Here is a 22572-nt window from a genome sequence, read left to right on the forward strand (position 1 = left end):
CGCAGGGTTATGAACGGAATGTGAAGCAATGGCATTAAATCCGGGGATGCGGATTATGCATGGTCGCACAGAAAAATTAAATAAGAATTAGCGCATTCCTTATTCGACCCTGTATCGGATCGCGGCAGGAATCGCGGGCGTCGCGCACCGCGGGTCGAGTCTAATGCGTGGCCGGCGGCGCGTGTTTGCCGGCCATCGTGGAGCGGGCCGTCTCGCCGCCGAACTCGCTCGGCGAGGTTCCCAGTTCGCGCCGGAACATATCGCTGAAGCTGCTCGGCCGATAACCCAGCGAACGCGCCACGGCGCTCACCGGTTGCCCTTCGGCGAGCTTCGAGACGGCGATCGCGAGTTGCACCTGGCGCCGCCATTCCGCGAAACCGATGCCGAGCGTCTGCGAAAACAGGCGCGCGAGGGTACGCACGCTCGCGCCCACGTGCGCCGCGTGCTGCTCGAAATGGATCGCCGCCGAAGGATTGTCGATCACCGAGCGGCACAGCACGTCGAGCCGCCGGTCGCTCTGGTCCGGCAGCGGAATACGCAGCGAATAGCGCGCCGCAGTGCCCAGTTCGAGCGCGACGAACCGGTAGGCGAGATCGAGATAGTCCTCGCTGCGCGTCGCGCTGGATTCGGCGAGCGTGGTGATGAGTTCGCGCAGCAGGCCGTTGACTTCGAACACGTCGGGCTGGCGGCTCAGATGCGGCACATCGGCTTCGCGCAGATAGAGGTTGCGCATCTCCACGGCGCTCATCATGCGGATCGAGTGCACCGTGCCGGGCGGCAGCCACACGGCGCGCTGCGGCGGCACGACCAGCGCTTCCTGGCCGACCTCGACCCACATCACGCCGGAAATCGCGTAGAGCACCTGCGCCCAGTCGTGGCGGTGCGGGTCGATGCGCATGCCGCGCGGGTAAGTCTTCGCAACGGATTGACCGTGTCCGGCGTCGTTGGAGAGATCGGGGGGCGTGGCCTTCGGCATGCGTCTCGCAGGGGCGGCGGGCTGGCGGCTTAAGCGACTTTCGCCGTTTCGAGCGCGGCCGTGAGCCGGTCGACGCCGATGGGCTTCACGAGATGCTGGTCGAAGCCCGCGCGCGCGGTGCGCAAGGCGTCGTCGGCCTGGGTCCAGCCCGTGAGCGCGATGAGGTGCAGCGTGCGGAAATCGGCGCTCGCGCGTACGCGCCGCGCGAACTCGCAGCCGTCCATGCCCGGCATGTCGAGATCGACGAACGCGACCGCGGGCGTCACGCGCGCGAGCGCCTCGAGCGCGCTGTTGGCGTCGTAGAACACGGCGCATTCGCAGCCGAGCAGGCCGAGCAGCTCGCCGAGGCTGTCGGCGGCGTCGCGGTTGTCGTCCACGACGAGCACGCTCTGGTTGTCGAGCGTGGCGATGCAGCTCGAAGGACCGGCCGGGGCGTCGGCGTCGGCCTCGGCGCCGTTGTTGTCATTACCGGCGGCATGATCGTCACCCGGTTCGCCGCTGGCGAGCGGCAGCGACACGACGAAGCAACTGCCGCGCTGCTTGCCTTCGCTCGTCGCCGTGATCGTGCCGCCGTGCAATTCGACGAGCTTCTTCGCGAGCGCGAGGCCCACGCCGAGTCCGTCGGTCTGGCGCTCGGGCTGAAGGCGTCCGAACAGCGTGAACAGCAGCGACGTGTCGTCCTGCGAGAAGCCGATGCCCGTGTCGGTCACCGACACGACCGCGTGATCGTGCACGCGCTCCACGTGCACGTCGATGCGGCCGCCCGGCGGCGTGTACTTCGCCGCGTTGTTGAGCAGATTCGCGAACACCTGGGCGAGCCGCACGTCGTCGCCATGCAGTGGCAGCGGACCGGCCGCGTCGTGCAGCGTGAGCGTGTGCCGGCCGAGGTCGACGGTGGGGCGGCTCAGGTCGAGCGCGCTCTGCAGGATCGCGTCGAGTTCGACGCGGCGGCGCCGCAACGGAATCGTGCCGCTGTTGATGCGCGCCACTTCCATCAGGTCGTCGACGAGCCGCACGAGGTGGCCCAGTTGACGGTCGAGCATGCCGAGCACGCGTTCGCCGTCGCTTTCGCCGGGCTTCGAGCGCAGGATCTGCAAGCCGTTGCGAATGGGCGCGAGCGGATTGCGCAACTCGTGCGCGAGCGTCGCCAGAAAATGATCCTTCATGCGATCGCTTTGCTGGAGCCTGGCTTCGCGCTCGCGCAGCAGCGCTTCGTCGTGGGTGCGCGCGATGAGGTCGGCGGCCTGTTTCGCGAGGATGTCGAACAGCAGCAGTTGCCGCTCGGCGGGCACGTGAACGGTGCGCCAGTGCGTGGAGAGCATGCCGATGATCTTGCCGTCGCGCGCGCGTAGCGGCGTGGTCTGCATCGCGCGAATACCGGTTTCGCGATAGATGTCGAGGTCGGCGGTGCCGGCGAAGTCGGGGCAGGTTTCGGCGTCGGCAACGATCACGCGTTCGCCGCGCGCCCAGGCGGCGCCGCAGCTCGTGGTGGAGTCGATATACACGACGCGCCAGTGTTCGGCGGCGGCCAGCGAGAAGCCGCAGTGCGCGATCAGGTCGAGCCGGCGCAGGCCGTGTTCGGGGCCCGAAAGCATTTGCAGACTCGCGAAGTCGGCGCGCAGCAGTTGCCGCGCCGCCTCGACGATCCGGCTGTAGAGCGCAGCGGGTTGATGCTCCACGAGCAGATGCAGCGACAGCTCGTGCAACGAACGGCTGTCGGACAAATCCTCGTTGAGCAGCGCGATGAGTGTGGCGGCATCGGGGAGCGCGTCCGCATGCGGATGCATGATCGGAGCGGCGTCTCGCGTCGTCATCCTGTCTCCGTGGGCAGTCGCCCGGGTGGCACAGCAGGCAATCCCGATATTTTAGGCGGCTTTGGCGAGCGTGTGTTTTTTAGTCCCAGATGATTTCGCAGGAAGTTTTCATGCCCGGTACATTGATATCACGCCGGTTGATGACTGTGATTCTATTTTGTGATTGGATTTATTTCAGGGGCGCGCCGATCATGACCCGCATCCAAACGATGTCGAACCGATCCCTGGGAGCACGAACATGAACACGCGTATGAACGCCATCATCTGGCCCGCCGGTTATCTGCCGGGCACCACCGAAAATTTCGCCTCGAACGAGGTCATCGTGGCGGGGCTCAGTGCCGCCCAGGTGTGGCCGTGGCTCGCCATCGCGCCGCGCTGGCCCGAGTACTACGCCAATTCCGCGAATATCCGCTTTTACGACGGCAAAGGCCCGGAGCTGGCGGCGGGCGCGCGGTTTTATTTCGAAACCTTCGGTTTTCCGGTGGAAGCGGAAGTGACCGAATACGTGCCGCCCGTGGCGGGCGAACCGGGCCGCGTGGCGTGGCACGGCTGGGCGGGTGAGGGCGAGACGCGTCTGGACGTGCATCACGCGTGGCTGGTGGAGGATCTCGAAGGCGGACGCGTGCGCATCCTCACGCAGGAAACGCAGAAGGGCAAACCGGCGGCGGATCTGGCGAAGGCGCAGCCGAATCCGATGATCAACGGTCACCAGGCCTGGCTGGACGGGCTCGTGAGCGCCGCGCGCAAGGCATAAGCGCGCGAGGCGCTGGCGGGCCGCGCCTGCTCAGGCGCCCGCTTCGCTGGGCTGCATCTGGCTCGCGCGCAGGTACGAATGTTCCGTGCTGCGAATATGGGCGCGCAATTCCGCGCAGGCTTTCTTCGCGTTGCCTTCGCGGATCAGTTCCATGACGTGCGCATGCGTGTCCTGGCACGAGTCGACGGATTCGTCGGCCACGGAAAGCCGCGCACGCAGCGCCTGGATCTTGTCGGCCACGAGCTGATACGCCTGCTGGAGATAACTGTTGCCGCACGCCTCGACAATGGCGCCGTGAAACGCGGCGTCCTGGTCGCGCGCGCGCCAGTCCTGACTGCCGTGCGCGCGCGCGAGGGTGGCGCCGAGCGTGGCGGCCAGCCCGGCGTGATCGGCCTTCATGGCCAGTTCGAGCGCCGACGACTCCACGATCTCGCGGAAGCGGCAAATTTCGCGCACCTGCGCCTCGGTCGGCTGGAAAACGTACGTGCCCGATTGCGGCTGCACCTCCACCAGACCTTCGAGCTTGAGCTGCACGAGCGCTTCGCGCACGGGCGTCTTGCTCACGCCGAGCTGGCTCGCGAGCACGTTCTCCGAAAGCTGGGAGCCGAACGCGAGATCGCCTTCGACGATCGCGCGCCGGATGCTTTCCTTGGCGATGGCCGTGAGGGATTTCGGGCGCTCGCCCAGTTTTTCGATGCTCATGTTCAGCGGTCGGCTCGAGGATCGGACCTGCGGATCCGATGCGTATGACGGGGACGGGGTGCGATGCGGGCGCGTTCGACGCGCGTTGCGCGCGAAACGCGCCGCATGACGCCACACCGGTTTCGCAGAAATATACCATCCCCTCTTGCGGACGTGGCATCTGCTATCTAAGATATCAGTTGTCGAGGCGATGTAGCCGATCCTGTCGCTCGGTGCGCGCGACATCGACGAAAACGAGAAATCACAACCGGAGGAGATGACACATGCAGGAGATCATGAGCCGATCGGGGCGGCACGCGGTGCGCGTGCACGGCCTCGTCAAAACGCTCGCGGCAACCGCGGCGCTGCTCGGCGCGTGCTGCGCGTTCGCCGCATCGACGGAAACCGGCACGCCCGCCGTGCCGAAGCTCGAAGTGGTCGCGCAGTGGAACCGCTTGCCCTACGACCTCGACGCGAAAGACCAGCAGGCTTACGACGCGAACGAGACTTACAAGAAGGTGCTGCTGCAAGGCGTGAAGCTCGATTCGAAAGGCACGATGTACGTGAGCACGGCGCGCTGGGGCGGCCCCGAGGTGCCCGCCACGCTCTCGAAGCTCGTGAAGAAAGACGGCCAGTGGGTGTTGCAGCCGTTCCCGAGCGCGGCCATGAACAAGGTGGGCGACCCGCAGGCGCTGCAGTCGGTGCTCGGCTTCGAGATCGATCGCAACGACGTGATGTGGATCCTCGATCAAGGCCATATTGCCGGGCAGCCCTCGGCGGCCGGCGCGGAAAAGCTCGTGCTCTGGGATCTGAAAACGAACCGCGAGATCCAGCGCTACGTGTTCAATGACGCCGACACCGACAAGAAGTGCTCGTTCCTCAACGACGTGGTGGTCGACAACGATCGCGGCTTCGCCTACATCACCGACTCCGGCATCTTCTGCGATCACCTCGACGGCGGTTTGATCGTCTACGACATGAAGCGCAATCGCGCGCGCCGCGTGCTCGATCAAACGGTGTTCACCACCGACGAGGCGAATTTCCACTTCCGCATCAATAACGCACCCGTGCTGAGCAAGACGCCGATGCGCACCGGCGCGGACGGCATCGCGCTGTCGGGCGACAAGAAAACGCTCTACTGGACCAATCTTTCGGGACATACGCTGTATTCGCTCGATACCGCGTTGCTGCGCGACTTCGACGCGAGCGAGTCGGTGCTGCGCACCTCGGTCAAGCGCGTGGCCACGCTGCCTTCGAACACCGACGGCATGATCGCGGACCGCGCGGGCAATCTCTACATGACGGCGCTCGAAATGAACGGCCTCATGTATCGCGACGCGAAAACCGGCAAGATTTCGACCTACGTGATTCATCCCGAGATGGTCTGGCCCGACACGCTCAGTTGGGGCCCGGACGGCAATCTCTACGTGGTCGCCGGCCATTTGAACCTGTGGGTCGACAACGCGATGGACTTCGATCACCCGGCGGTGCCGAACTTCCGTATCTGGAAGGTGCAGGCGCACGGGCGCAGCTATAGCGCGCAGTAACGCTAGCAAAAGCGGCTGGCAAAAACGCTGGCAAAAACGCTGGCAAAAACGGGCCGCGCGAGCAACACGGCATACGCGCGGCCCCTGCAAAAAGCGCGCGTCGCGAGGCGCGCGGACGTGGAGGCAACGGTGGAAAGCAGAGTTGGAGAAGCGGGGCAAGCGGGGCGCAAGCGCGTGGTCGTGATCGACGATGGATACGGTTCGTACGACACGGAGCGGCGCATTCTTGCCGAGGTACAGGCGGATGTGGAGATCGTGCCGTGCCGCGGCGACGCGGCGCGCGTGCTCGAAGCGGCCCGCGACGCGCACGCGCTGCTGGTGCGCGAATCGCCCGTGACCGCGCAGGTGATCGAGGCGATGCGGCATGGCCGCGCGATCGTGCGTTACGGCATTGGCGTGGACAACGTCGATCTCGAAGCGGCGCGCGCGAAACGCATTTACGTGGCCAACGTGCCCGACTACGGCGTGGAAGAAGTCAGCGATCAGGCGCTCACGTTGCTGATGGCGGTGGCGCGTCACACCGTGCGGCGCGATCGCGACGTGCGCGCGGGCGCATGGAACGTGTCGCGCGAACAGAAGATGTATCGCATCGCGGGGCGCACGCTCGGGCTCGTCGGTTATGGCCGCATCGCCCGTGCATTCGAACGCAAGATGCGCGGCATGGGTGTCGCGCGCGTGCTGGTGCACGACCCGTATTTCGACGTGACGCTCGCGAACGGCGTGGAATGCGTCGATCTCGACACGCTCTGCGCGCAAAGCGACTACATCTCGCTGCATTCGCCGCTCACGGAAGCCACGCGCAAGCTCATCGACACGCGCCGTCTCGCGCTCATGAAACCCACCACGATTCTCGTGAATACGGCGCGCGGCGGTTTGATCGACGAAGCGGCGCTGGTCTCGGCGCTGCAACGCCACGTCATTTTCGGCGCGGGCATCGACGTGTTCGAGCACGAACCGCCGCGTGCCGACCACCCCTTGTTCGCCTGCGAGAACGCCGTGCTTTCCGATCATACCGGTTGGTATTCGGAAGACTCGGTGGCGGAGCTTCAGCAGAAGGCCGCGCTCGACGTCGCGCGCGTGCTGGGCGGCGAGCGCCCGAAGTATTGGGTCAATCCCTGGAAAGACGCGTAACGTCGCCGTTTTTTATCGATCCGATCGTCGTGCATCAAGTTTCGATGAGCGACGATCGAATCGATCGGTTAGTCATCCTATTGAAATAACAAGGAGTAACAGCATGGACTTGCAAGCGCTCATCAGCGGCTTCGAAAAAGTGGCAACGGCTTCGGTGGCCGACGCCGTCGACCAGATCGCGGGCCGCCGCGGCTTCATGGATCAGGCGATCAAGCCGCGCATCAACGAGCGCAAGATCGTCGGCCCGGCCGTGACGATACTCGAAGCGCCCACGCACGAGAAAGTGCCGCCGCAACACGCGCTCGACGCCATCGACGAATCGCCCGAGGGCAGCGTGATCGTGATCGGCATTTACGGCGAGCCCAACGTGGCGGTGTGGGGCGGCCTGATGACGGCGGGCGCGGTGGCCAATCGCCACGCGGGCGCGATTCTCGACGGCGGCGTGCGCGACATCACGGAAATTCGCCGTGACTACGACTTTCCCGTGTATTCGCGCTCGGTTTCTCCGGGCACGACGGTGGGCCGCTTCACGACGCTGGCGGCCAATATCGAAGTGGAGTGCGGCGGCGTGAAGGTCAACGCGGGCGACATCATCGTGGCGGACATCGACGGCGTGGTGGTGGTGCCGCGCGAACACGCGGAAGCTGTGCTCAAGATGTCCGAGGAGATCGATGCGCGCGAACTCGAACAGGCGCGCCTCATCATCGGGGAAAAGTCGCTGCGCAAGGGTCTCGCGAAGTATGGCCGGATCTGACGCGATGACCACGCTGGTTGCCGTGTCCGCCGCCGTGCCTGCGATCCTCGCCATCGGCGAGCCGATGATCGAGTTCAACCAGGCGAGCGCCGCCAACACGGCGCAGTTCCTGCAAGGCTTCGGCGGCGACACGTCGAACTTCTGCGTGGCGGCGGCGCGCCAGGGCGCGAGCGTGGGCTATGTGACGCGTCTCGGCGACGACACGTTCGGGCGGCTGTTTCTCGACTTGTGGCGCGCGGAAAACGTCGACGTGCAAGGCGTCGCGCTCGACGCCGAAGCGCACACGGGCGTGTATTTCGTCACGCATGGCGAAGCGGGCCACGCGTTCAGCTACCTGCGCAAAGGCTCGGCAGCCAGCCGCATGACGCCCGAGACGCTGCCGCTCGACTTCATCGCGGCTACGCGCTTTCTACATGTCTCGGGCATTTCGCAAGCGATCAGCGCGAGCGCCTGCGACGCCGTATTCGCGGCGATCGCGCAGGCGCGCCGTGCGGGCGCTGCGGTCACCTACGACCCGAACATGCGGCTCAAGCTGTGGCCGCTCGCGCGGGCGCGCGCCGTGATCGAGGCGACGGTGCGCGAAGTGGATTACCTGCTGCCGAGCCTCGAAGACGCGCAAACGCTCACAGGTATTTCGGATCCCGAAGCGATCGTTGCGCACTATCTCGCGCTCGGTCCCCACACCGTGTGCCTGAAGATGGGCGGCGACGGCGTGCTGGTCGCGAGCGGCACGCAGCGTACGCGTATTGCCGGTCACGCGATGAACGTGGTCGATGCGACCGGCGCCGGCGATTGCTTCGACGGTGCGTTCGTCACGCGTCTCGCGGCGGGCGAGACACCCGAAGCGGCGGCGCGCTATGCGAACGCGGCCGCGGCATTGTCGACGCAAGGCTTCGGCGCCGTTGCACCGATTCCGCGCCCGGAAGCCGTAGCGGCGTTGTTGAACGCATGACGTCGTCGCGCGCGCTGCACGCTTGCCGGTGTGCGGCGCGCGCTCGACCGCAATAAAAAACCGCAGACAAAGGTGAGGAGACAAGCATGAACACGGATCTGGCGCTCGAAAAGCGCACCATGAGCAAGGTCACGCGGCGCTTGATGCCGTTTCTGATCCTGCTGTACTTCTTTGCGTTCCTCGATCGCGTGAACGTCGGCTTTGCGGCGCTCACGATGAACAAGGACATCGGTCTGACCGCCTCGCTGTTCGGCTGGGGCGCGGGGATTTTCTTTATCGGCTATTTTTTGTTCGAAGTGCCAAGTAATCTCGCGCTCGAAAAAGCCGGCGCGCGCATCTGGCTCGCGCGCATCATGATGACGTGGGGCGTGGTGTCCGCCTGCGGCGCGTTCGTCAAGGGCCCGACAAGCTTCATGGCGCTGCGCTTCATACTGGGCGCGGCCGAAGCGGGCTTTTTCCCCGGCGTGATTCTCTATCTCACGTTCTGGTTTCCGTCGCGTTACCGCGCGCAGGTGGTCGGTTTGTTCATGCTCGCGAATCCGGTTTCGACGGCGCTCGGTTCGGTCGTCTCGGGCTTCATTCTGCGCATGGACGGGCTGTTCGGCATGGCGGGCTGGCAATGGCTCTTCATTCTCGAAGGCCTGCCTTCTGTCGTTATGGGCTGCATCACGCTGCGCTATCTGAGCGATTCGCCCGCGAAGGCGGCGTGGCTCGATAGCGCCGAACGCAACTGGCTCGACACGCAGATCCGCGCGGAAACCGCCGAGCGGGCGCGCCGCCACAAGATGACGCTCGCGCAAACGCTCGCGAATCCGCACGTGCTCGTGCTCGGCCTGATCTACTTCCTGATCGTCACGGCGAACAACGGCCTGGTGTTGTGGCAGCCGCAGATCATGAAGGCGCTCGGCCTGCCCGAACACTGGGTGGGCCCGGTGAACGCGATCCCGTTCGTGGTGGGCGCGGTCACGATGCTCGTGTGGGGCCGTCTCGCCGACAAGCGCGGCAAATATCGCGTCGATCTCGCGTGTGCCTGCACCGTCGCGGCGGCCGGTCTCGCGCTTGCCGCGGCGTCCACGCAACCGCTCGCGGTGATCGCGGGTCTCGTGCTGGCGGCCGTGGGCGGTTACGGCGCGCTGCCGTCGTTCTGGGCGTTGCCCACCACGTTCCTGAGCGGCACCGCGGCGGCGGCCGGTCTCGCGCTCGCGAACTCCATCGGCAATCTGGGCGGCTTCGCGGGACCCTACATGATCGGCTATGTGCGCTCGACGACGTCCGGTTACGCCTACGGACTCGCCGTGCTGGCCGTGGCCGCGCTGCTCGCGGGCATCATCGCGCTGCGCGCCCGCGGTCCCGGCGGCGACGAAAGCGTGGATGCGGTGGAAGTTTCGCTCGATTCCCGCGCGCGTTGACGAGGCCGACGATGACGAAGCAAGGCGAACGCATCGCGCGGCGGCGCTGGTTGATCGGCGTCTTCATCGGCGTGGGTATTCTGGTCAACTACGTGGATCGCGTGACGATTTCCGTGGCCGCGCCGCAACTGCGCGAGGCGTTCGCGCTGTCGCCCGCGCAACTGGGTGTGCTGTTCAGTGCGTTCTCGTGGACCTATGCGCTGCTCCAGATTCCCGCGGGCCTCGTGCTCGACCGCTATGGCGTGACACGAGTGGGGCGCTGGGGTGCGCTGCTGTGGGCGGTATCGTCGCTGGTCACGGCGCTCGCCTCGGGGTTCGGCGGCTTGCTGGCGGCGCGTTTGCTGCTGGGCGTAGCGGAACCGCCGGGGCTCGCCGTGTGCTCGAAGGCGACCGGCTACTGGTTTCCGCGCGCCGAGCGAGCGCTCGCCACCGCCCTGTTCGACGCCGCCGCGAAGTTCGCCAACGTGATCGGCGTGCCGTTCATCGCGCTGATCGTGGTGACGTTCGGCTGGCGTTGGGGCTTCGCGGCCTCGGCAGCGCTGAGCGTGGCCTATTTCGTGGGCTTTTGCGTGATCTACCGCGATCCGTCGCACGACACGAAACTGCAGGCGGCGGAACTCGCATGGATCCGCGAGGGCGGCGCGACGCCCGAAGGCGCGGCAACGGCGGGCGCGGCGGGCATGTTCGGCTATCTCGTCACGCACCGCAAAGTGTGGGGCCTCACGATCGGTTACGCGGCCTACGATTACGCGTTCTATCTGTTCCTCACGTGGCTGCCGAGTTATCTCGTCGACGTGATGCACATGAGCATGCTGCGCTCGGCGGGTCTCGCCATGATTCCGTGGGCGTGGGCCACGTTCACCGATCTCGCGATCGGCGGCTGGCTCATCGACACGCTCATCGCGCGCGGCCGCGACGAAAGCCGTGTGCGCAAGGCCGTGCTGATAGCTGGGCTGCTGAGCGCGCTCGGCATACTCGGCGTGATCGGCACGCACGACGCGCGTTGGGCCATTGCGTGGATCTCGGTGTCGCTCGGCGGCCTCGCCATCGCGGGCGCGGTCACGTGGTCGATTCCTTCGCTGATCGCGCCGAAGGGCGCAGTGGGCGCGGTGTCGGGCATCATGAATTGCGTGGGCAACGTGCTCGGCGCCATCGCACCGATGCTCACGGGTTTCATCGTGAGCGCGACGCATTCGTTCGAGAACGCGTTCTGGGTCGCGGGCGCCATCATCTTCGCGGGTATTCTCGCGATCGTGTTCATGCTCGGCAAGATCGAGCCGATAGCGGGGCCGCAGATCGTGCGCGCACGCGAGCGCGACGCCATGAGTTGATGCGCGCCCAGGTCGTGCGAGGCGTTATCGCAGGCGTTTGGCGATCAGCGCGCCGAAACCGGGCCGAGCCGCGCGGCAATCGTGCGGCACGCCGCGAGCAGCGGCTCGATATAGCGGCTTTGCGCGTCGGTTTCGCGGCGGAACATCGGCATGCTGATGCTGATGCAACCCACCGCGCGACCGTCCGCGCCAAGAATGGCCGCGCCGTAACACCAGATGGAGAGCTCGTTTTCCTCGCGATCTTCCGCGTAACCGCGTTGCGCGGTGAGGTCGATTTCGGCGCGTATGGCGTCGAGATCCGTCATGGTGTTTTCGGTGAAGCGCGTGCGCGGCGCCTGCAACAGCAGCGATTCGCGCTCGGCGGGCGTGAGCGTTGCGAGCCATGCCTTGCCGACCGAACTCGACGTGAGCGACACGCGCGTGCCGATTCTCGACGCCATGCGCACTGCGTGCGGGCTTTCGAGTTTTTCGATGTAGACCATCGCGCCGTCGCTGGGTACCGCGAGATGCACCGTTTCGGACGTGGCATTGCGCAATGCCATGAGCGCGTCCACGGCGGCGATACGCAAATCCGAACGTTCCCAGCTGCGGCTCGCGAGACTCACGAGCCGTGAACCGAGCGTGAACGTATTGCCGCCGCCGCGTGCGACCACGAGTCCTTCGGCCTGCAACGCGGCCACGATGCGATGCACCGTGGGGCGCGGATAACCGCTGGCCGTCGCGAGTTTCGCAACGGTGGGCGGCGTCTCGGCATCGGCGATCAATTGCAGTACGGCGATGAACTTCGAGAACGCAGCCGCGCCGGCGACGGTTTTGGCGTCGCCGGTTTGCGCGTTGGCAAGGGAGTCGGTCGAATCGTGCTTGGACATCGGAAAACAGGCGGGCGTCATGAACGCGTCATTATGCCCGCAATCCCCGCGCGCGGGCTCATGCACAGACTCATGCGCAAAGATAGCCGCCGTCCACGGGCACGATCGCGCCCGTCATGAACGAGGCCGCCGGCGAGCAGAGGAAGGCGGCGACGTTGGCGACTTCCTCGGGCAGGCCCCAGCGTTTCATGGGCGTGCGTTCGAGGATGCCTTGCGAGCGGCCGTCGTCGTCCTGCAACGCCTGGGTGAGCGGCGTGGCGATCCAGCCGGGCGCGAGCGCGTTCACGCGAATGGAGTCGGCCGCATAGGCGATGGCGAGCGAGCGCGTGAGTTGCGCCACGCCGCCCTTGCTCGCGCTATACGCGGGCACGAGGCCGCCGCCGAAGAAGCTCAGCATCGAAGCCGTATTGACGATGCACCCCGACGAGGCCTTGAGCAATTCGCGAGCGCTCGCGCACACACGCATCGTGCCGTTGAGATTGATGTCGAGCACGCGCTCGAATACGTCGATCTGATGTTCTTCGATCCGGCTGATCACGCCCGCGCAATTCACCACGATATCGAGCTGGTCGAAGCCGCCGATCACGCGCGCGACGTCATCGGTCGAACGCACATCGAGCGCGGCGCGCTGCACGTTGGCGTCGAGTACGTCGGGCGTTCCGGCGGGCGCGGGCAGGCCCGCCGCCGTGGTGCGCGCGCCCAGTTGCGCGAGACGATTGGCGATGGCCGCGCCGATGCCGGAGAGTCCGCCCGTGACGAACGCGACCTTGCCTTCGAGGAGATTGTGCTGAAATGTCATGATGCGCTTTAGGCCTTTAAAACAAGGGGATTTCAGGTGGGTTGCGTCGCCGCCGCCCGATTCGCGCCGTGCGGCGCGACTTCCTTGACGACGAAGAGATAGACGAACGCCGCCGCGAACGCGACCGCCGCGCTGATGAGGAGCGCGTTCACGAACGAATGCGTCTGGTCAACGACGATGCCGGTGATGACGGGCGCGAACGAGCCGCCCAGATAGCCGCCGAAGTTCTGCATGCTGCCGAGCGACGCCACGAGATGACGCGGCGCGGCCACGCTCACGAGCGCCCACGCGCTGCCGCTCGAGAGATTCACGAAGAACATCGCGAGCGAGACATAAGTGATGGCGAGCGCCGTGCTGGGCGTGTACGCCGCGGGCACGGTGAACGCGGCCGCGCCGATCAGACCAATGCACAAGGGCCACTTGCGGCTGCGAATGGGCGCCATGCCGCGCTTGAGCAGCCAGTCGGCGATAAAGCCGCTGCTTGCCATGCCGATCGTGCCGAACACATAGGGAATGGCGACCAGCCAGCCTGTATGCGCGATGCTCAAATGACGCTCTTTCTCGAGGTAGGCAGGCAGCCAGGTGAGATAGAGCCACACCATGTAGATCACGCCCATGAAGCCGAAGACCATGCCCCATGTATTGCGCAGTTTCAGCAGCATGCCCCACTCGGCGAAATCGAAGCCTTTCTTTTGCGGCGCTTCCTGCGCGCCGTCTTCGAGCCACGCGGTTTCGGCGGCGGTGAGCGCGACCTGATCGCGATTGCGATACACCAGGTACCAGCCGACCGCAACCAGCACGCCGAGGACACCCATGATGACGAACATCGGGCGCCAGCCGAACGACAGCATCAGGACCGTGAGCAGCGGCGGGGCGATCATCGGCGCGATGGTCGAGGACGAAATGAACGTGCCGGTCGGGCCGCCGCGTTCGCGCACGGCGAACCACTCGTGTATCACCTTCGCGCCGGCGGGAAAGAGCGGCGCTTCCGCGACGCCTAGCACGATGCGCGCCGCGAGAAAGTGATTGAGCGTCTGGATGAAGCCGCCCGCCACCTGGGCCAGCGACCAGACGAGCATGCCCAGCCCCAGCATGACGCGCGAACCGAAGCGGTCGAGCAGCGCGCCCACCGGCAACTGCGCGAAGGCATAAGCGAGCGAGAACGCGGAGAGCAGCAGGCCCATTTGCGCGCCGTTCAGGTGCAATTCCTCGGCCACCGAATGATTGGCGATGGAGAGCGTGCTGCGATCGAGATAGTTGACGATGCCGGCGAGCGTGAGAAACACGATCGCGATCGTCTGGGTGCGTTTCAGCCGGCTCGATTTTTCGGGCATGGCGCGTCTCCTTGGGGCTGTCGTTATGGGTGTGGGGTCAGGCTCAATACGTGGCGCGTCCGCCGGACAGGTCGAAGATCGCCCCCGTGCTGAACGTGCAGGAATCCGAACAAAGCCACAGTGCGAGACCGGCGACTTCGTCCACCGTGCCCAAACGCTGGAGCGGGCTCTTGTCGATCATCGTTTGCACGTGCGCGGGCGACATTTGCGCGAGCAGCGGCGTGGCCACGGCGGCGGGCGCGATGCCGTTGACGAGTACGCCGGCTTGCGCCAGTTCCTTGCCGAGCGATTTCGTGAGCGCGATCACGCCAGCTTTGGCCGCGCTATACGCGGACGCGTTGGGCGTGCCTTCCTTGCCGGCGAGCGAGGCGATGTTGACGATACGGCCGGCGCCCGCGCGCCGCATGGCCGGTACGACGAAGCGGCACACGTGATACGTGCCCACGAGATTCACGTCGACAATGCGTTGCCATTCGGCCGGATCGTATTCGTCGAGCGGCACCGTCGAGCCCGCGAAGCCCGCGTTGTTCACGAGGTAGTCGACGCGGCCGTAGCGCTCGAGCGTGGCGGCCAGAGCGGCTTCCACGGTGCCGGGGCGCGTGACGTCGACCTCGACGTGATGCGGCGCGTGCGCCACGTCCAGCGCGCCGGGTACGCGGTCCCAGTTGACGCACTGCGCGCCCGCGAGGGCGAAGGCGTCGCTGATCGCGCGGCCGATACCGCCTGCCGCGCCCGTGATCACGGCCACGCGGCCCGCGAAGTCGTAGTGCGCGCGGCTCATCGGATGAACTGATCGACGTAGTCTTCGCCGAGACCGACCGACGCGTAATGCTTGCGGCACATGTCGATCTTCGTGAAGACGTCTTCGTAGCCCGTGTAGTTGCCCCACGGGTCGCAATAGAACATCACGCCGTTCACCTGGAAGTAGGTGATCATTTCCTCCACGTCTTCGGGCACGTAAAGCGTATGGGTTTCGCCGGGCGGCTCGAACACGTAGCTGCCTTCCGTGGCCTCCCAGTCGTGCTCCAGGTAACGCCAGCGGCCCTTGAGGACCATGCCGTGCACGGCTTGCGGATGACGGTGCCTGCTTAGCACACCCGACTTTCTCACGCGCAACAAATTCATCCAGTAGCCTTGCGCGGCATTCAGGCACAACGGGCGGAACCAGACGTTCTCGGCCTGCGGTACCCAGACGCGCTCGTCGGTGGGAATGGCCTGTGGCACGACGATTTCCTGCTGGGCTTCCTTGGGAAACGGCAGCTGATAGGGCGTCATGGGGGAATAGGTTTTGTCCGGCATGGGGTTGTCCTTGTTTGTCCATAATATGGACGTATAGTCCACGATATGGCTATTGTGGCTGTGTTTTTTGACTCCGGTCAATGCCGGGGTTTGCCCTGGGCGCCTGGCACAAAATCGCCGCGCGTGTCGATATCCGTATCCAAATCGTGGTCAATTTGTAAGGTAGAGGCGACAGTCAAGAAAGCGTGCGCCTGGTGATGCGACATCTCTGTACAGATCTGAGATTGCGTGTAAGTCATTGATGTGGCGTTGTTTATGTTCTTGTTCCACTGGTTTTTAGCGACCACCAACGACCGTAATCCAACGTAACTTTTAAAAAAAGCAAATGAGAAGCATTCGCATTCCAGGGTAGCATTCGGATCTGTTTTCAAATCGCCGACGAGCGAAAAGAATCGACTGTGAACGGGGTAGATCGAATGCAACTCAAACGAAGCCTGGTGAAGGTCGTGGTGCCGGCGTTACTCGCCGAAGCCACTGCCCTGTACGCCGGACAAGCCATTGCGGACCAGCCGTCCGCCAACACGGTGGTGCAGCAGAACGCGAATGCTTCGGCGAGCGCACAGGACGCGTCGGCGAAATCCACACGCGGCGCGAAACCGGGCGGGGCTCAGCGCGACGAAGCGCTCAAGGCCATTTCGGTCACGGCGTCGCGCGGCGGCGCGGTCAACCTGAATCGCACGGCGGCCACGGTATCGGTCATCACCAGCGACGACATCGACGAAAACAACGCCAAAGATATTAAGGATGCCTTGAAGTACGAACCGGGCGTGGAAGTGCGCCGCTCCGCGTATCGGCCTGCGGGGATCACGGGAACCTCGGGCCGCGGCGGCAACGAAGGCATCAATATTCGCGGCCTCGAAGGCAACCAGGTGCTGCTGCTCGAAGACGGCGTGCCGTTGCCGCAGTCGTTCGCTTTCGGTTCCGGGTCCGCGGGCCGCGCCGATTATCTGAACACCGACCTGTATCAGCGCATTGAGATATTGCGCGGGCCGACCTCGGCGCTCTATGGCAGCGACGGTTTGACGGGCGCCGTGAATTTCATCACGAAAGATCCCGCCGACCTGCTGGCGATCTACAACAAGCCCACCTATTTCTCGCTGAAAGCCGGTTACGATTCCACCGATCGTAGCTGGGGCTCAACCGCCACTGCGGCGTTCGGTGGCGACGTGGTGCAGGGCATGGTGGTGTTGAGCGGCCGGCACGGTCACGAAACCGACAACAAGGGCGACAGCAACACGCTCGGCGCCACGCGTTCCACACCGGATCCGCTGACCTACAACAATCGCAACGCGCTCGGCAAGCTCGTGTTCAAGCTGAGCCCGCAGGACACGCTCAAACTCACTGCCGAAACACTCGACAATTCGAATTCGAGCGACGGGCTTTCGCAACTGGGCGGCGCCTATACGTGGACTTCGGGCGTGACGAAGTACACGGCCAACAGTTACGTGACCGGCAACGAGGTGACGAGTCACCGCGTGCAACTCGACTACGATCATCGCGACGCGAGCAATCCGTATTTCCAGTCGCTGCATGCGTCGCTCTATTACCGCAACGCGGCCACGCAGCAGACGCTGGCGATTGGCGGCGCGAGCACGGCGGGCGCAACCGCCTCGCGCTCGCGCAGCAACGACTACGGCGACAACATCGTAGGTGGCAACGTGGTGGCCGACAGTACGTTCAAGACCGGCCCGTTCGATCACAAACTGACCTATGGCTTCGACGCCAGCGTGTCGCACTACAGCACCTCGAGCGCGGCGGGCTCGGAGTGGACGCCGGGCGGCGACGGCTATCCGGAAGTGTTTCCGAAGACCACACAGACGAATTTCGGTGCTTTCGTGCAGGACGAAATTCGCTGGAACAAGCTGAGTGTCGTGCCCGGTTTGCGCTTCGACTATTACGACATGACGCCGCACCCGGACGCCACGTACGAAACGGCGGCCGCCACGTCGACCAAACCCACCGCGACCTCCACGGGCAATGCTGTTTCGCCGCGCCTCGCGATTCTTTATGAAGTGTCGCCCGCGTTCGTGCCGTACGTGCAATATGCGCATGGCTTCCGCGCGCCTTCGGCGTATCAGGTCAACAGCTATTACAACCCGGCCGGTTCCTATGGGCTCTTCTATCAGCAGGTCGGCAATCCGGATCTGAAGCCCGAGACCAGCAATTCGATCGAACTCGGTTTGCGCGGCAAGCTCGGCGTGGGCAGCGGTCATGTGAATTACAGCGCGGCGGCATTCGCGGGCCGGTACAGCAATTTCATCGATACGAAAGTCGTGGGCGGCAGCGTCACCTCGTCGACGAATCCGTATACCGTGCAGTATGTGAATTACTCGAAGGCCTCGATTCAGGGCCTGGAAGGCAAGGCCGACTGGTACGTGAACGACGCGCTCGAAGTGAAGGGCGGCTTCGCGTGGATTCACGGTACGGAGTCGAAGGACGGCGTGACCACGGGCCTCGACACCGTACCGCCGCTGGCCGTGGTGCTGGGCGTGAATTACGCGCCCACCGCGCGCTGGTTCGCCGGCGCGGACGTCATCTACAACTCGCACAAGAACAAGTCGCAGATGTCCAGTTCGTCGTATTACGCGACACCTTCGTACACGATCGTCGATCTCCACGCCGGCTACAACATCACGCGTCACGTGAGCGTGACAGCGGGTATCGACAATCTGTTCGACCGCAAGTACTGGATCTGGAACGACGTGCGCGGTCTCGCCACCAGCGACGGCGCCGCGAAGATCGACGCTTATACCGCACCCGGCCGGAACTTCAATGTGGCGATGAAGATCGACTTTTGATTTTCAAAAATAGTAAGGATTCCACATGACACAAATCATTCTCCAATCTTCGATCAATCCCGCCGCGCTCGAATTGCTGCGGCGCGAGTTCACCGAGCTGCGTACGGTGCGCAAACTGCGCCATCGCGATGCCGCCGCCGAACTGGGCGTGAGCGAAGGCGAAACGCTTGCGGCATTCGTCGGCGAACACGTCGTGCGGCTCGACAACGATTTTGCGGGATTGTTCGAAGCACTGCCGGTGCTCGGCGAAGTGATGGTGCTCACGCGCAACGAAGCCTGCGTACACGAGAAGACCGGCACGTTCGGCAAGGTCACGCGCACGGGGCCGGTCGGGCTGACGGTGGGCCGCGAAATCGACCTGCGCATTTTCTATGGGAAGTGGGCGTCCGGGTTCGCGGTGCGCGAGACTTACGACGACGGCGTGCGCAAGAGCCTGCAGTTCTACGACGCGCAAGGCGTGGCGGTGACGAAGGTGTATCTGCGCGAAGCGAGCGATCACGCCGCGTTCGACGCGCTCGTGGCGAAGCATACGGCCGTGCCGCAAGTCGTCGGTCTCGACGTCGCGCCCGCGCCCGCAGCGGTGGCGCCGCGCGCCGATGCGCGGATCGATGTGACCGGTTTTCGGGCAGCGTGGGCCGCGATGCAGGACACGCACGAGTTCTTCGACATGTTGAAGCGATTCGAGGTTGCGCGTTTGCAGGCGCTACGGCTCGCCGATCCGGAACTCGCGTATCCGCTCGAACTCACTGCGATCGAGTCGCTGCTCAACGACGCCGCGCGCACGCAGGTGCCGATCATGGTGTTCGTCGGCAATCCCGGCATGATCCAGATTCATACGGGTGCGGTGCAAAACGTTCGCGCGATGGGGGCTTGGCTCAACGTGCTCGATTCGCGTTTCAGCCTGCATTTACGTACCGATCTCGTGGCGCACGCGTGGGTCGTGCGCAAGCCGACGGCCGATGGCATCGTCACGTCCGTCGAACTCTACGACGCGAACGGCGAAAACATCGCGATGCTGTTCGGCGAGCGCAAACCCGGCAAGCCCGAACTCGAAGGCTGGCGCGAGATGGTCGCGCGTCTCGCGCGTGCAGGTGCCACGACGCAAACCGGAGCACGAGCATGACGGGCGATGGCTTCGACGCACGGCGCCGGCGCTGGTTGACGGGCACGGGCGGCCTGCTGCTCGCGGCGGCGGCCGGCATGGCTTATGCCGCCGACGCCGCGCGGGGTGCGAACGAGGCGAGTCGCGCGCGCGTGGTCGTGATCGGCGGTGCGCTGGGCGAGATCGTCTATGCGCTCGGCTGCGCGAACACGCTGGTTGGTGCGGACACCACGTGTACGTATCCGGGCGAGGCCCAGGCGTTGCCGAAGGTCGGCTATCAGCGTGCGCTTTCCGCGGAAGGACTGCTCTCGCTGCGGCCCACGCTGATCCTGGCGTCCGCCGAAGCCGGACCGCCTTCGGTCTTGCAACGCGTGGCCGAGGCGGGCGTGCGGCTCGTGACGTTTGCGGAGGGGCACGACGTGGCTTCCGTGCGCGAGAAGATCGAGGGCGTGTCGCGCGCGCTCGACGCGCCAGGCACGGGCCAGACACTACTCGCGGGGTTCGATCGCGCATGGCAGGACACGCAGTCGAGCATCGCACAAACCAGCACGTCGCGCACCTCGCGCGCACCGGGCGTGCTGTTCCTGATGAATCCGGGCGGCACCCAGCCGATGGTGGCCGGTCAGCACACGGCCGCCGACGCCATGCTTGCCTATGCCGGTGCGCGCAACGCCATGCAGGGCTTCTCGGGCTATCGCGCGCTCACGCCCGAGGCGCTGGTGGCCGCGCAACCCGATATCGTACTGACCACCGACGACGCGCTGAAGGCCGCTGGCAGCAAGCGCGCGCTACTCGCTTCCGCGGGTTTCGCGCTCACGCCCGCGGGCAAGTCCACGCGCGTGGCGGCGCTCGACGCGCTATTCCTGCTTGGCTTCGGTCCGCGTTTGCCGCAAGCGGTGCTGGCCCTCAACCGCAGCCTCGCGAGCGCATGATGCATGCCGAAGACAGCGTGCGTCCCGCCATGCCGAAGTCGCCGTTACGCATGACGCCCGCGCAGGCGACCGCGCTGGCCACCCGGCGCCCGCGCACGCCCTTCGTGCTCGCCGCGCTAGGCGTGCTGCTCGCGTGCGCCGTGATTGCCGGCGTGTGTCTTGGCGCCTATCCCGTGTCGCCCATGACGCTCTGGCATGCGTTGCTCGCGGGCAATCTCGAGGCGGGTGCGCAAGGCGACCGTTCGGCGCTCGTGCTGCTCGAACTGCGCTTGCCGCGCGTCGCGCTCGGGGTGTTGCTCGGCGCGGGCTTCGGCGCGGCGGGCAGCGCATTGCAGGCGCTATTGCGCAATCCGCTCGCCGACCCGGGCCTGATCGGCGTCTCGAGCGGGGCGGCGCTCGGCGCTTCGCTGTTGATCGTGTTCGGAGCGTTCGTCGTGCCGCATCTGGCGCTCTCGCTGCCAATGTCGACCGCGGTGAGCCAGATCGTCGAAGGCGGTCAGGCCACGGCGCTCGCGGCGTTCGCGGGCGCGGTGGGCGTGACGCTCGTGGTGTACCGGCTCGCGGTGTCGAACGGCCGCGTCGTATTGCCGATCCTGCTGCTCGCGGGCGTGGCGGCCAATGCGCTCGCGGGCGCGGTGATCGGCATGCTCGCCTACGTGGCCACCGACGCGCAACTGCGCTCGCTTACGTTCTGGAGCCTCGGCAGCCTTGCCGATGCGCGGTGGTCCACGCTCGGCGCGATCACGCCGTTCGTGTTCGCGGGCGTGTCGATGATCGCGGTGCACACGCGCGAACTCAACGCGATGCAACTCGGCGAACTCGATGCGCATTACCTCGGCGTGCCCGTGCGGCGCGTAAAGAACACGATCCTGCTCGCGGTGGCGCTGGCCATTAGCGCGCTGGTGTCGTGCACGGGACAGATCGGTTTCATCGGGCTCGTTGCGCCGCATTGCATCCGCCTGCTGTGCGGCCCCGATCAACGTGTCGTGCTGCTGGGGTCGATGCTGCTGGGCGCGTTGATCACGGTAGTGGCCGATCTCATCGCGCGTATCGTCGTCGCGCCCGCCGAGATTCCGCTCGGCGTACTCACGGCCTTGATCGGCGCACCGTTCTTCATCTTTCTGCTCGTGCGCGGGCGCCGCCAGTTCGGGCTGTAAACGTCGTATCAGGACGCATCACTCATGCTTGCCATTCAGAACCTTCGTATCGGCTATCGCGGCGCGCGGTTGTTCGACGACTTCTCGCTGACCGTCGCGCCGGGCGAACTGGTGATCGTGCTCGGTCAGAACGGCGTTGGCAAGAGCACGCTGTTGCGTGCGCTCGCGGGCGACTTCGCGCTCAACGGTTTCCCCGACGCGTCGAGTGGCGCGAAGCTCACGCTCAATGGCGACGACGTGCGCAGGATCGCGCCGCGCCGTCTCGCGCAGTTGCGCGCGGTGCTCGCGCAAAGCACGCCGAATCTCTGGCCGATGCCCGCGAGCGAGGTGGTGCAACTCGGCCTGTATCCGCATCATGGCGGGGCGGCGTTGCCGTTTTCCGCCGATACGCTCGCGCAGGACATGCTCGCGCTCGCGGGCATCGCGCAACTCGCGCGGCGCGACGTGACGACGCTTTCAGGCGGCGAATTCGCGCGGGTGCAATTCGCGCGCGTGCTTGCGCAACTGTGGTCGCCGTGCATTCGCAGCGAGCCGCGCTATTTGCTGCTCGACGAACCGACCGCCGCGCTCGACCTCGTGCAGCAGCACCGCCTGTTCGCCACCGTGCGGCGCCTCACGCGCGAGTGGCGTCTGGGTGCGTTTGCGATCGCGCACGATTGCAATCTTGCTGCGCGTCACGCCGACCGTCTCGTGCTGATCGCCGAAGGCAAGTGCATTGCCGATGGACCGCCGCAAGACGTGATGCGTCCGGATCTGCTGGAGCGTTGCTACGGGGCGCCGATGCAGATCGCCGACGCGGATCGCCAATCCGGCACGAACGGCGTACCCTGCATCTTCCCGGCATGAGCGGGTTGTCGTAAATGGTGTCAATCTTGTCATTTATGACTCTGGTGAGGGCGCGGTTCGCGGATTAGACTGCGAGGCATGATCAAC

Annotated in this window: 20 protein-coding genes; 12 read left to right on the plus strand and 8 right to left on the minus strand. The window is 65.3% G+C overall.

Translation table 11 applies throughout. The features are described from left to right. Window positions 1-160 precede the first annotated feature (160 nt). Window positions 161-976, minus strand: a complete 816-nt coding sequence (locus FAZ98_RS27035) for an AraC family transcriptional regulator (protein ID WP_158955835.1) — start codon at window positions 974-976, stop codon at window positions 161-163. A 29-nt stretch (window positions 977-1005) separates the two neighbouring features. Beyond that, a complete protein-coding gene (locus FAZ98_RS27040; RefSeq protein ID WP_158955837.1) occupies window positions 1006-2790 on the minus strand; it encodes a hybrid sensor histidine kinase/response regulator in 1785 nt (594 codons plus the stop codon). A gap of 238 nt (window positions 2791-3028) precedes the next feature. On the opposite strand from FAZ98_RS27040, the gene FAZ98_RS27045 reads away from it, so the two are divergent. After that, entirely contained in the window at window positions 3029-3544 is a 516-nt protein-coding gene (locus FAZ98_RS27045) for an SRPBCC family protein (RefSeq protein ID WP_199272419.1), read from the plus strand. Window positions 3545-3574: 30 nt separating this feature from the next. On the opposite strand, the gene FAZ98_RS27050 is transcribed toward FAZ98_RS27045, so the two are convergent. Further along, window positions 3575-4246: a GntR family transcriptional regulator gene (locus FAZ98_RS27050; RefSeq protein ID WP_158955839.1), complete on the minus strand. Its 672-nt coding sequence runs from the start codon at window positions 4244-4246 to the stop codon at window positions 3575-3577. A 263-nt stretch (window positions 4247-4509) separates the two neighbouring features. Between FAZ98_RS27050 and FAZ98_RS27055 the strand changes: the two genes are divergently transcribed. From FAZ98_RS27055 to FAZ98_RS27080, 6 genes are all read left to right on the plus strand, one after another. After that, on the plus strand, window positions 4510-5772 hold the full coding sequence (locus tag FAZ98_RS27055) for a major royal jelly family protein (protein ID WP_233272857.1): 1263 nt from the start codon (window positions 4510-4512) through the stop codon (window positions 5770-5772). 129 nt (window positions 5773-5901) lie between these two features. Beyond that, window positions 5902-6903, plus strand: coding sequence for a C-terminal binding protein (locus FAZ98_RS27060; RefSeq protein WP_199272420.1), 1002 nt, complete (start codon window positions 5902-5904; stop codon window positions 6901-6903). A 103-nt stretch (window positions 6904-7006) separates the two neighbouring features. Then, window positions 7007-7657 (plus strand): RraA family protein, encoded by a 651-nt coding sequence (locus FAZ98_RS27065; protein WP_158955841.1) that lies wholly within the window; start codon window positions 7007-7009, stop codon window positions 7655-7657. A gap of 22 nt (window positions 7658-7679) precedes the next feature. Next, entirely contained in the window at window positions 7680-8609 is a 930-nt protein-coding gene (locus FAZ98_RS27070) for a sugar kinase (RefSeq protein ID WP_158956574.1), read from the plus strand. 86 nt (window positions 8610-8695) lie between these two features. Continuing rightward, window positions 8696-10018, plus strand: coding sequence for an MFS transporter (locus tag FAZ98_RS27075; protein WP_158955843.1), 1323 nt, complete (start codon window positions 8696-8698; stop codon window positions 10016-10018). A gap of 11 nt (window positions 10019-10029) precedes the next feature. Beyond that, window positions 10030-11349 (plus strand): MFS transporter, encoded by a 1320-nt coding sequence (locus tag FAZ98_RS27080; RefSeq protein WP_158955845.1) that lies wholly within the window; start codon window positions 10030-10032, stop codon window positions 11347-11349. A 44-nt stretch (window positions 11350-11393) separates the two neighbouring features. Here FAZ98_RS27080 and FAZ98_RS27085 read toward each other — a convergent pair whose 3' ends face one another. The 5 genes from FAZ98_RS27085 to FAZ98_RS27105 all read right to left on the minus strand — a co-directional run bounded on the left by FAZ98_RS27085 (window position 11394) and on the right by FAZ98_RS27105 (window position 15650). Beyond that, window positions 11394-12218, minus strand: a complete 825-nt coding sequence (locus FAZ98_RS27085) for an IclR family transcriptional regulator (RefSeq protein ID WP_158955847.1) — start codon at window positions 12216-12218, stop codon at window positions 11394-11396. Window positions 12219-12288: 70 nt separating this feature from the next. Further along, on the minus strand, window positions 12289-13017 hold the full coding sequence (locus FAZ98_RS27090) for an SDR family NAD(P)-dependent oxidoreductase (RefSeq protein ID WP_158955848.1): 729 nt from the start codon (window positions 13015-13017) through the stop codon (window positions 12289-12291). A 32-nt stretch (window positions 13018-13049) separates the two neighbouring features. Then, entirely contained in the window at window positions 13050-14351 is a 1302-nt protein-coding gene (locus FAZ98_RS27095; protein ID WP_158955850.1) for an MFS transporter, read from the minus strand. A gap of 43 nt (window positions 14352-14394) precedes the next feature. Then, the gene (locus FAZ98_RS27100) at window positions 14395-15132 is read right to left on the minus strand and encodes an SDR family NAD(P)-dependent oxidoreductase (protein WP_158955852.1); all 738 of its coding nucleotides are present in this window, start codon (window positions 15130-15132) and stop codon (window positions 14395-14397) included. Continuing rightward, a complete protein-coding gene (locus FAZ98_RS27105; protein ID WP_158955853.1) occupies window positions 15129-15650 on the minus strand; it encodes a 2,4'-dihydroxyacetophenone dioxygenase family protein in 522 nt (173 codons plus the stop codon). The genes FAZ98_RS27100 and FAZ98_RS27105 overlap by 4 nt, the downstream gene beginning before the upstream one ends. 416 nt (window positions 15651-16066) lie before the next feature. Here FAZ98_RS27105 and FAZ98_RS27110 point away from each other — a divergent pair, with 416 nt between their 5' ends. The 5 genes from FAZ98_RS27110 to FAZ98_RS27130 are packed head-to-tail and all read left to right on the plus strand — an operon-like array spanning window position 16067 to window position 22485. Continuing rightward, on the plus strand, window positions 16067-18448 hold the full coding sequence (locus tag FAZ98_RS27110; protein ID WP_158955854.1) for a TonB-dependent hemoglobin/transferrin/lactoferrin family receptor: 2382 nt from the start codon (window positions 16067-16069) through the stop codon (window positions 18446-18448). A 25-nt stretch (window positions 18449-18473) separates the two neighbouring features. After that, a complete protein-coding gene (locus tag FAZ98_RS27115; RefSeq protein ID WP_158955855.1) occupies window positions 18474-19571 on the plus strand; it encodes a hemin-degrading factor in 1098 nt (365 codons plus the stop codon). Next, window positions 19568-20482, plus strand: coding sequence for a heme/hemin ABC transporter substrate-binding protein (locus FAZ98_RS27120; protein WP_158955856.1), 915 nt, complete (start codon window positions 19568-19570; stop codon window positions 20480-20482). Before FAZ98_RS27115 ends, FAZ98_RS27120 begins: the two co-directional genes overlap by 4 nt. Next, window positions 20482-21639 (plus strand): FecCD family ABC transporter permease, encoded by a 1158-nt coding sequence (locus tag FAZ98_RS27125; RefSeq protein WP_158956576.1) that lies wholly within the window; start codon window positions 20482-20484, stop codon window positions 21637-21639. The genes FAZ98_RS27120 and FAZ98_RS27125 overlap by 1 nt, the downstream gene beginning before the upstream one ends. A gap of 24 nt (window positions 21640-21663) precedes the next feature. Continuing rightward, on the plus strand, window positions 21664-22485 hold the full coding sequence (locus FAZ98_RS27130; protein WP_158955857.1) for an ATP-binding cassette domain-containing protein: 822 nt from the start codon (window positions 21664-21666) through the stop codon (window positions 22483-22485). Window positions 22486-22572 lie beyond the last annotated feature (87 nt).

This window comes from Paraburkholderia acidisoli (assembly GCF_009789675.1).
GTDB lineage: Bacteria > Pseudomonadota > Gammaproteobacteria > Burkholderiales > Burkholderiaceae > Paraburkholderia > Paraburkholderia acidisoli.

Bases quoted from the DNA above. Each gene is read 5' to 3' on its own strand.
- FAZ98_RS27035 (WP_158955835.1), bottom strand. From the start codon at position 976: ATGCCGAAGGCCACGCCCCCCGATCTCTCCAACGACGCCGGACACGGT.
- FAZ98_RS27040 (WP_158955837.1), bottom strand. From the start codon at position 2,790: ATGACGACGCGAGACGCCGCTCCGATCATGCATCCGCATGCGGACGCG.
- FAZ98_RS27045 (WP_199272419.1), top strand. From the start codon at position 3,029: ATGAACACGCGTATGAACGCCATCATCTGGCCCGCCGGTTATCTGCCG.
- FAZ98_RS27050 (WP_158955839.1), bottom strand. From the start codon at position 4,246: ATGAGCATCGAAAAACTGGGCGAGCGCCCGAAATCCCTCACGGCCATC.
- FAZ98_RS27055 (WP_233272857.1), top strand. From the start codon at position 4,510: ATGCAGGAGATCATGAGCCGATCGGGGCGGCACGCGGTGCGCGTGCAC.
- FAZ98_RS27065 (WP_158955841.1), top strand. From the start codon at position 7,007: ATGGACTTGCAAGCGCTCATCAGCGGCTTCGAAAAAGTGGCAACGGCT.
- FAZ98_RS27075 (WP_158955843.1), top strand. From the start codon at position 8,696: ATGAACACGGATCTGGCGCTCGAAAAGCGCACCATGAGCAAGGTCACG.
- FAZ98_RS27080 (WP_158955845.1), top strand. From the start codon at position 10,030: ATGACGAAGCAAGGCGAACGCATCGCGCGGCGGCGCTGGTTGATCGGC.
- FAZ98_RS27085 (WP_158955847.1), bottom strand. From the start codon at position 12,218: ATGTCCAAGCACGATTCGACCGACTCCCTTGCCAACGCGCAAACCGGC.
- FAZ98_RS27090 (WP_158955848.1), bottom strand. From the start codon at position 13,017: ATGACATTTCAGCACAATCTCCTCGAAGGCAAGGTCGCGTTCGTCACG.
- FAZ98_RS27095 (WP_158955850.1), bottom strand. From the start codon at position 14,351: ATGCCCGAAAAATCGAGCCGGCTGAAACGCACCCAGACGATCGCGATC.
- FAZ98_RS27100 (WP_158955852.1), bottom strand. From the start codon at position 15,132: ATGAGCCGCGCGCACTACGACTTCGCGGGCCGCGTGGCCGTGATCACG.
- FAZ98_RS27105 (WP_158955853.1), bottom strand. From the start codon at position 15,650: ATGCCGGACAAAACCTATTCCCCCATGACGCCCTATCAGCTGCCGTTT.
- FAZ98_RS27110 (WP_158955854.1), top strand. From the start codon at position 16,067: ATGCAACTCAAACGAAGCCTGGTGAAGGTCGTGGTGCCGGCGTTACTC.
- FAZ98_RS27115 (WP_158955855.1), top strand. From the start codon at position 18,474: ATGACACAAATCATTCTCCAATCTTCGATCAATCCCGCCGCGCTCGAA.
- FAZ98_RS27120 (WP_158955856.1), top strand. From the start codon at position 19,568: ATGACGGGCGATGGCTTCGACGCACGGCGCCGGCGCTGGTTGACGGGC.
- FAZ98_RS27125 (WP_158956576.1), top strand. From the start codon at position 20,482: ATGCATGCCGAAGACAGCGTGCGTCCCGCCATGCCGAAGTCGCCGTTA.
- FAZ98_RS27130 (WP_158955857.1), top strand. From the start codon at position 21,664: ATGCTTGCCATTCAGAACCTTCGTATCGGCTATCGCGGCGCGCGGTTG.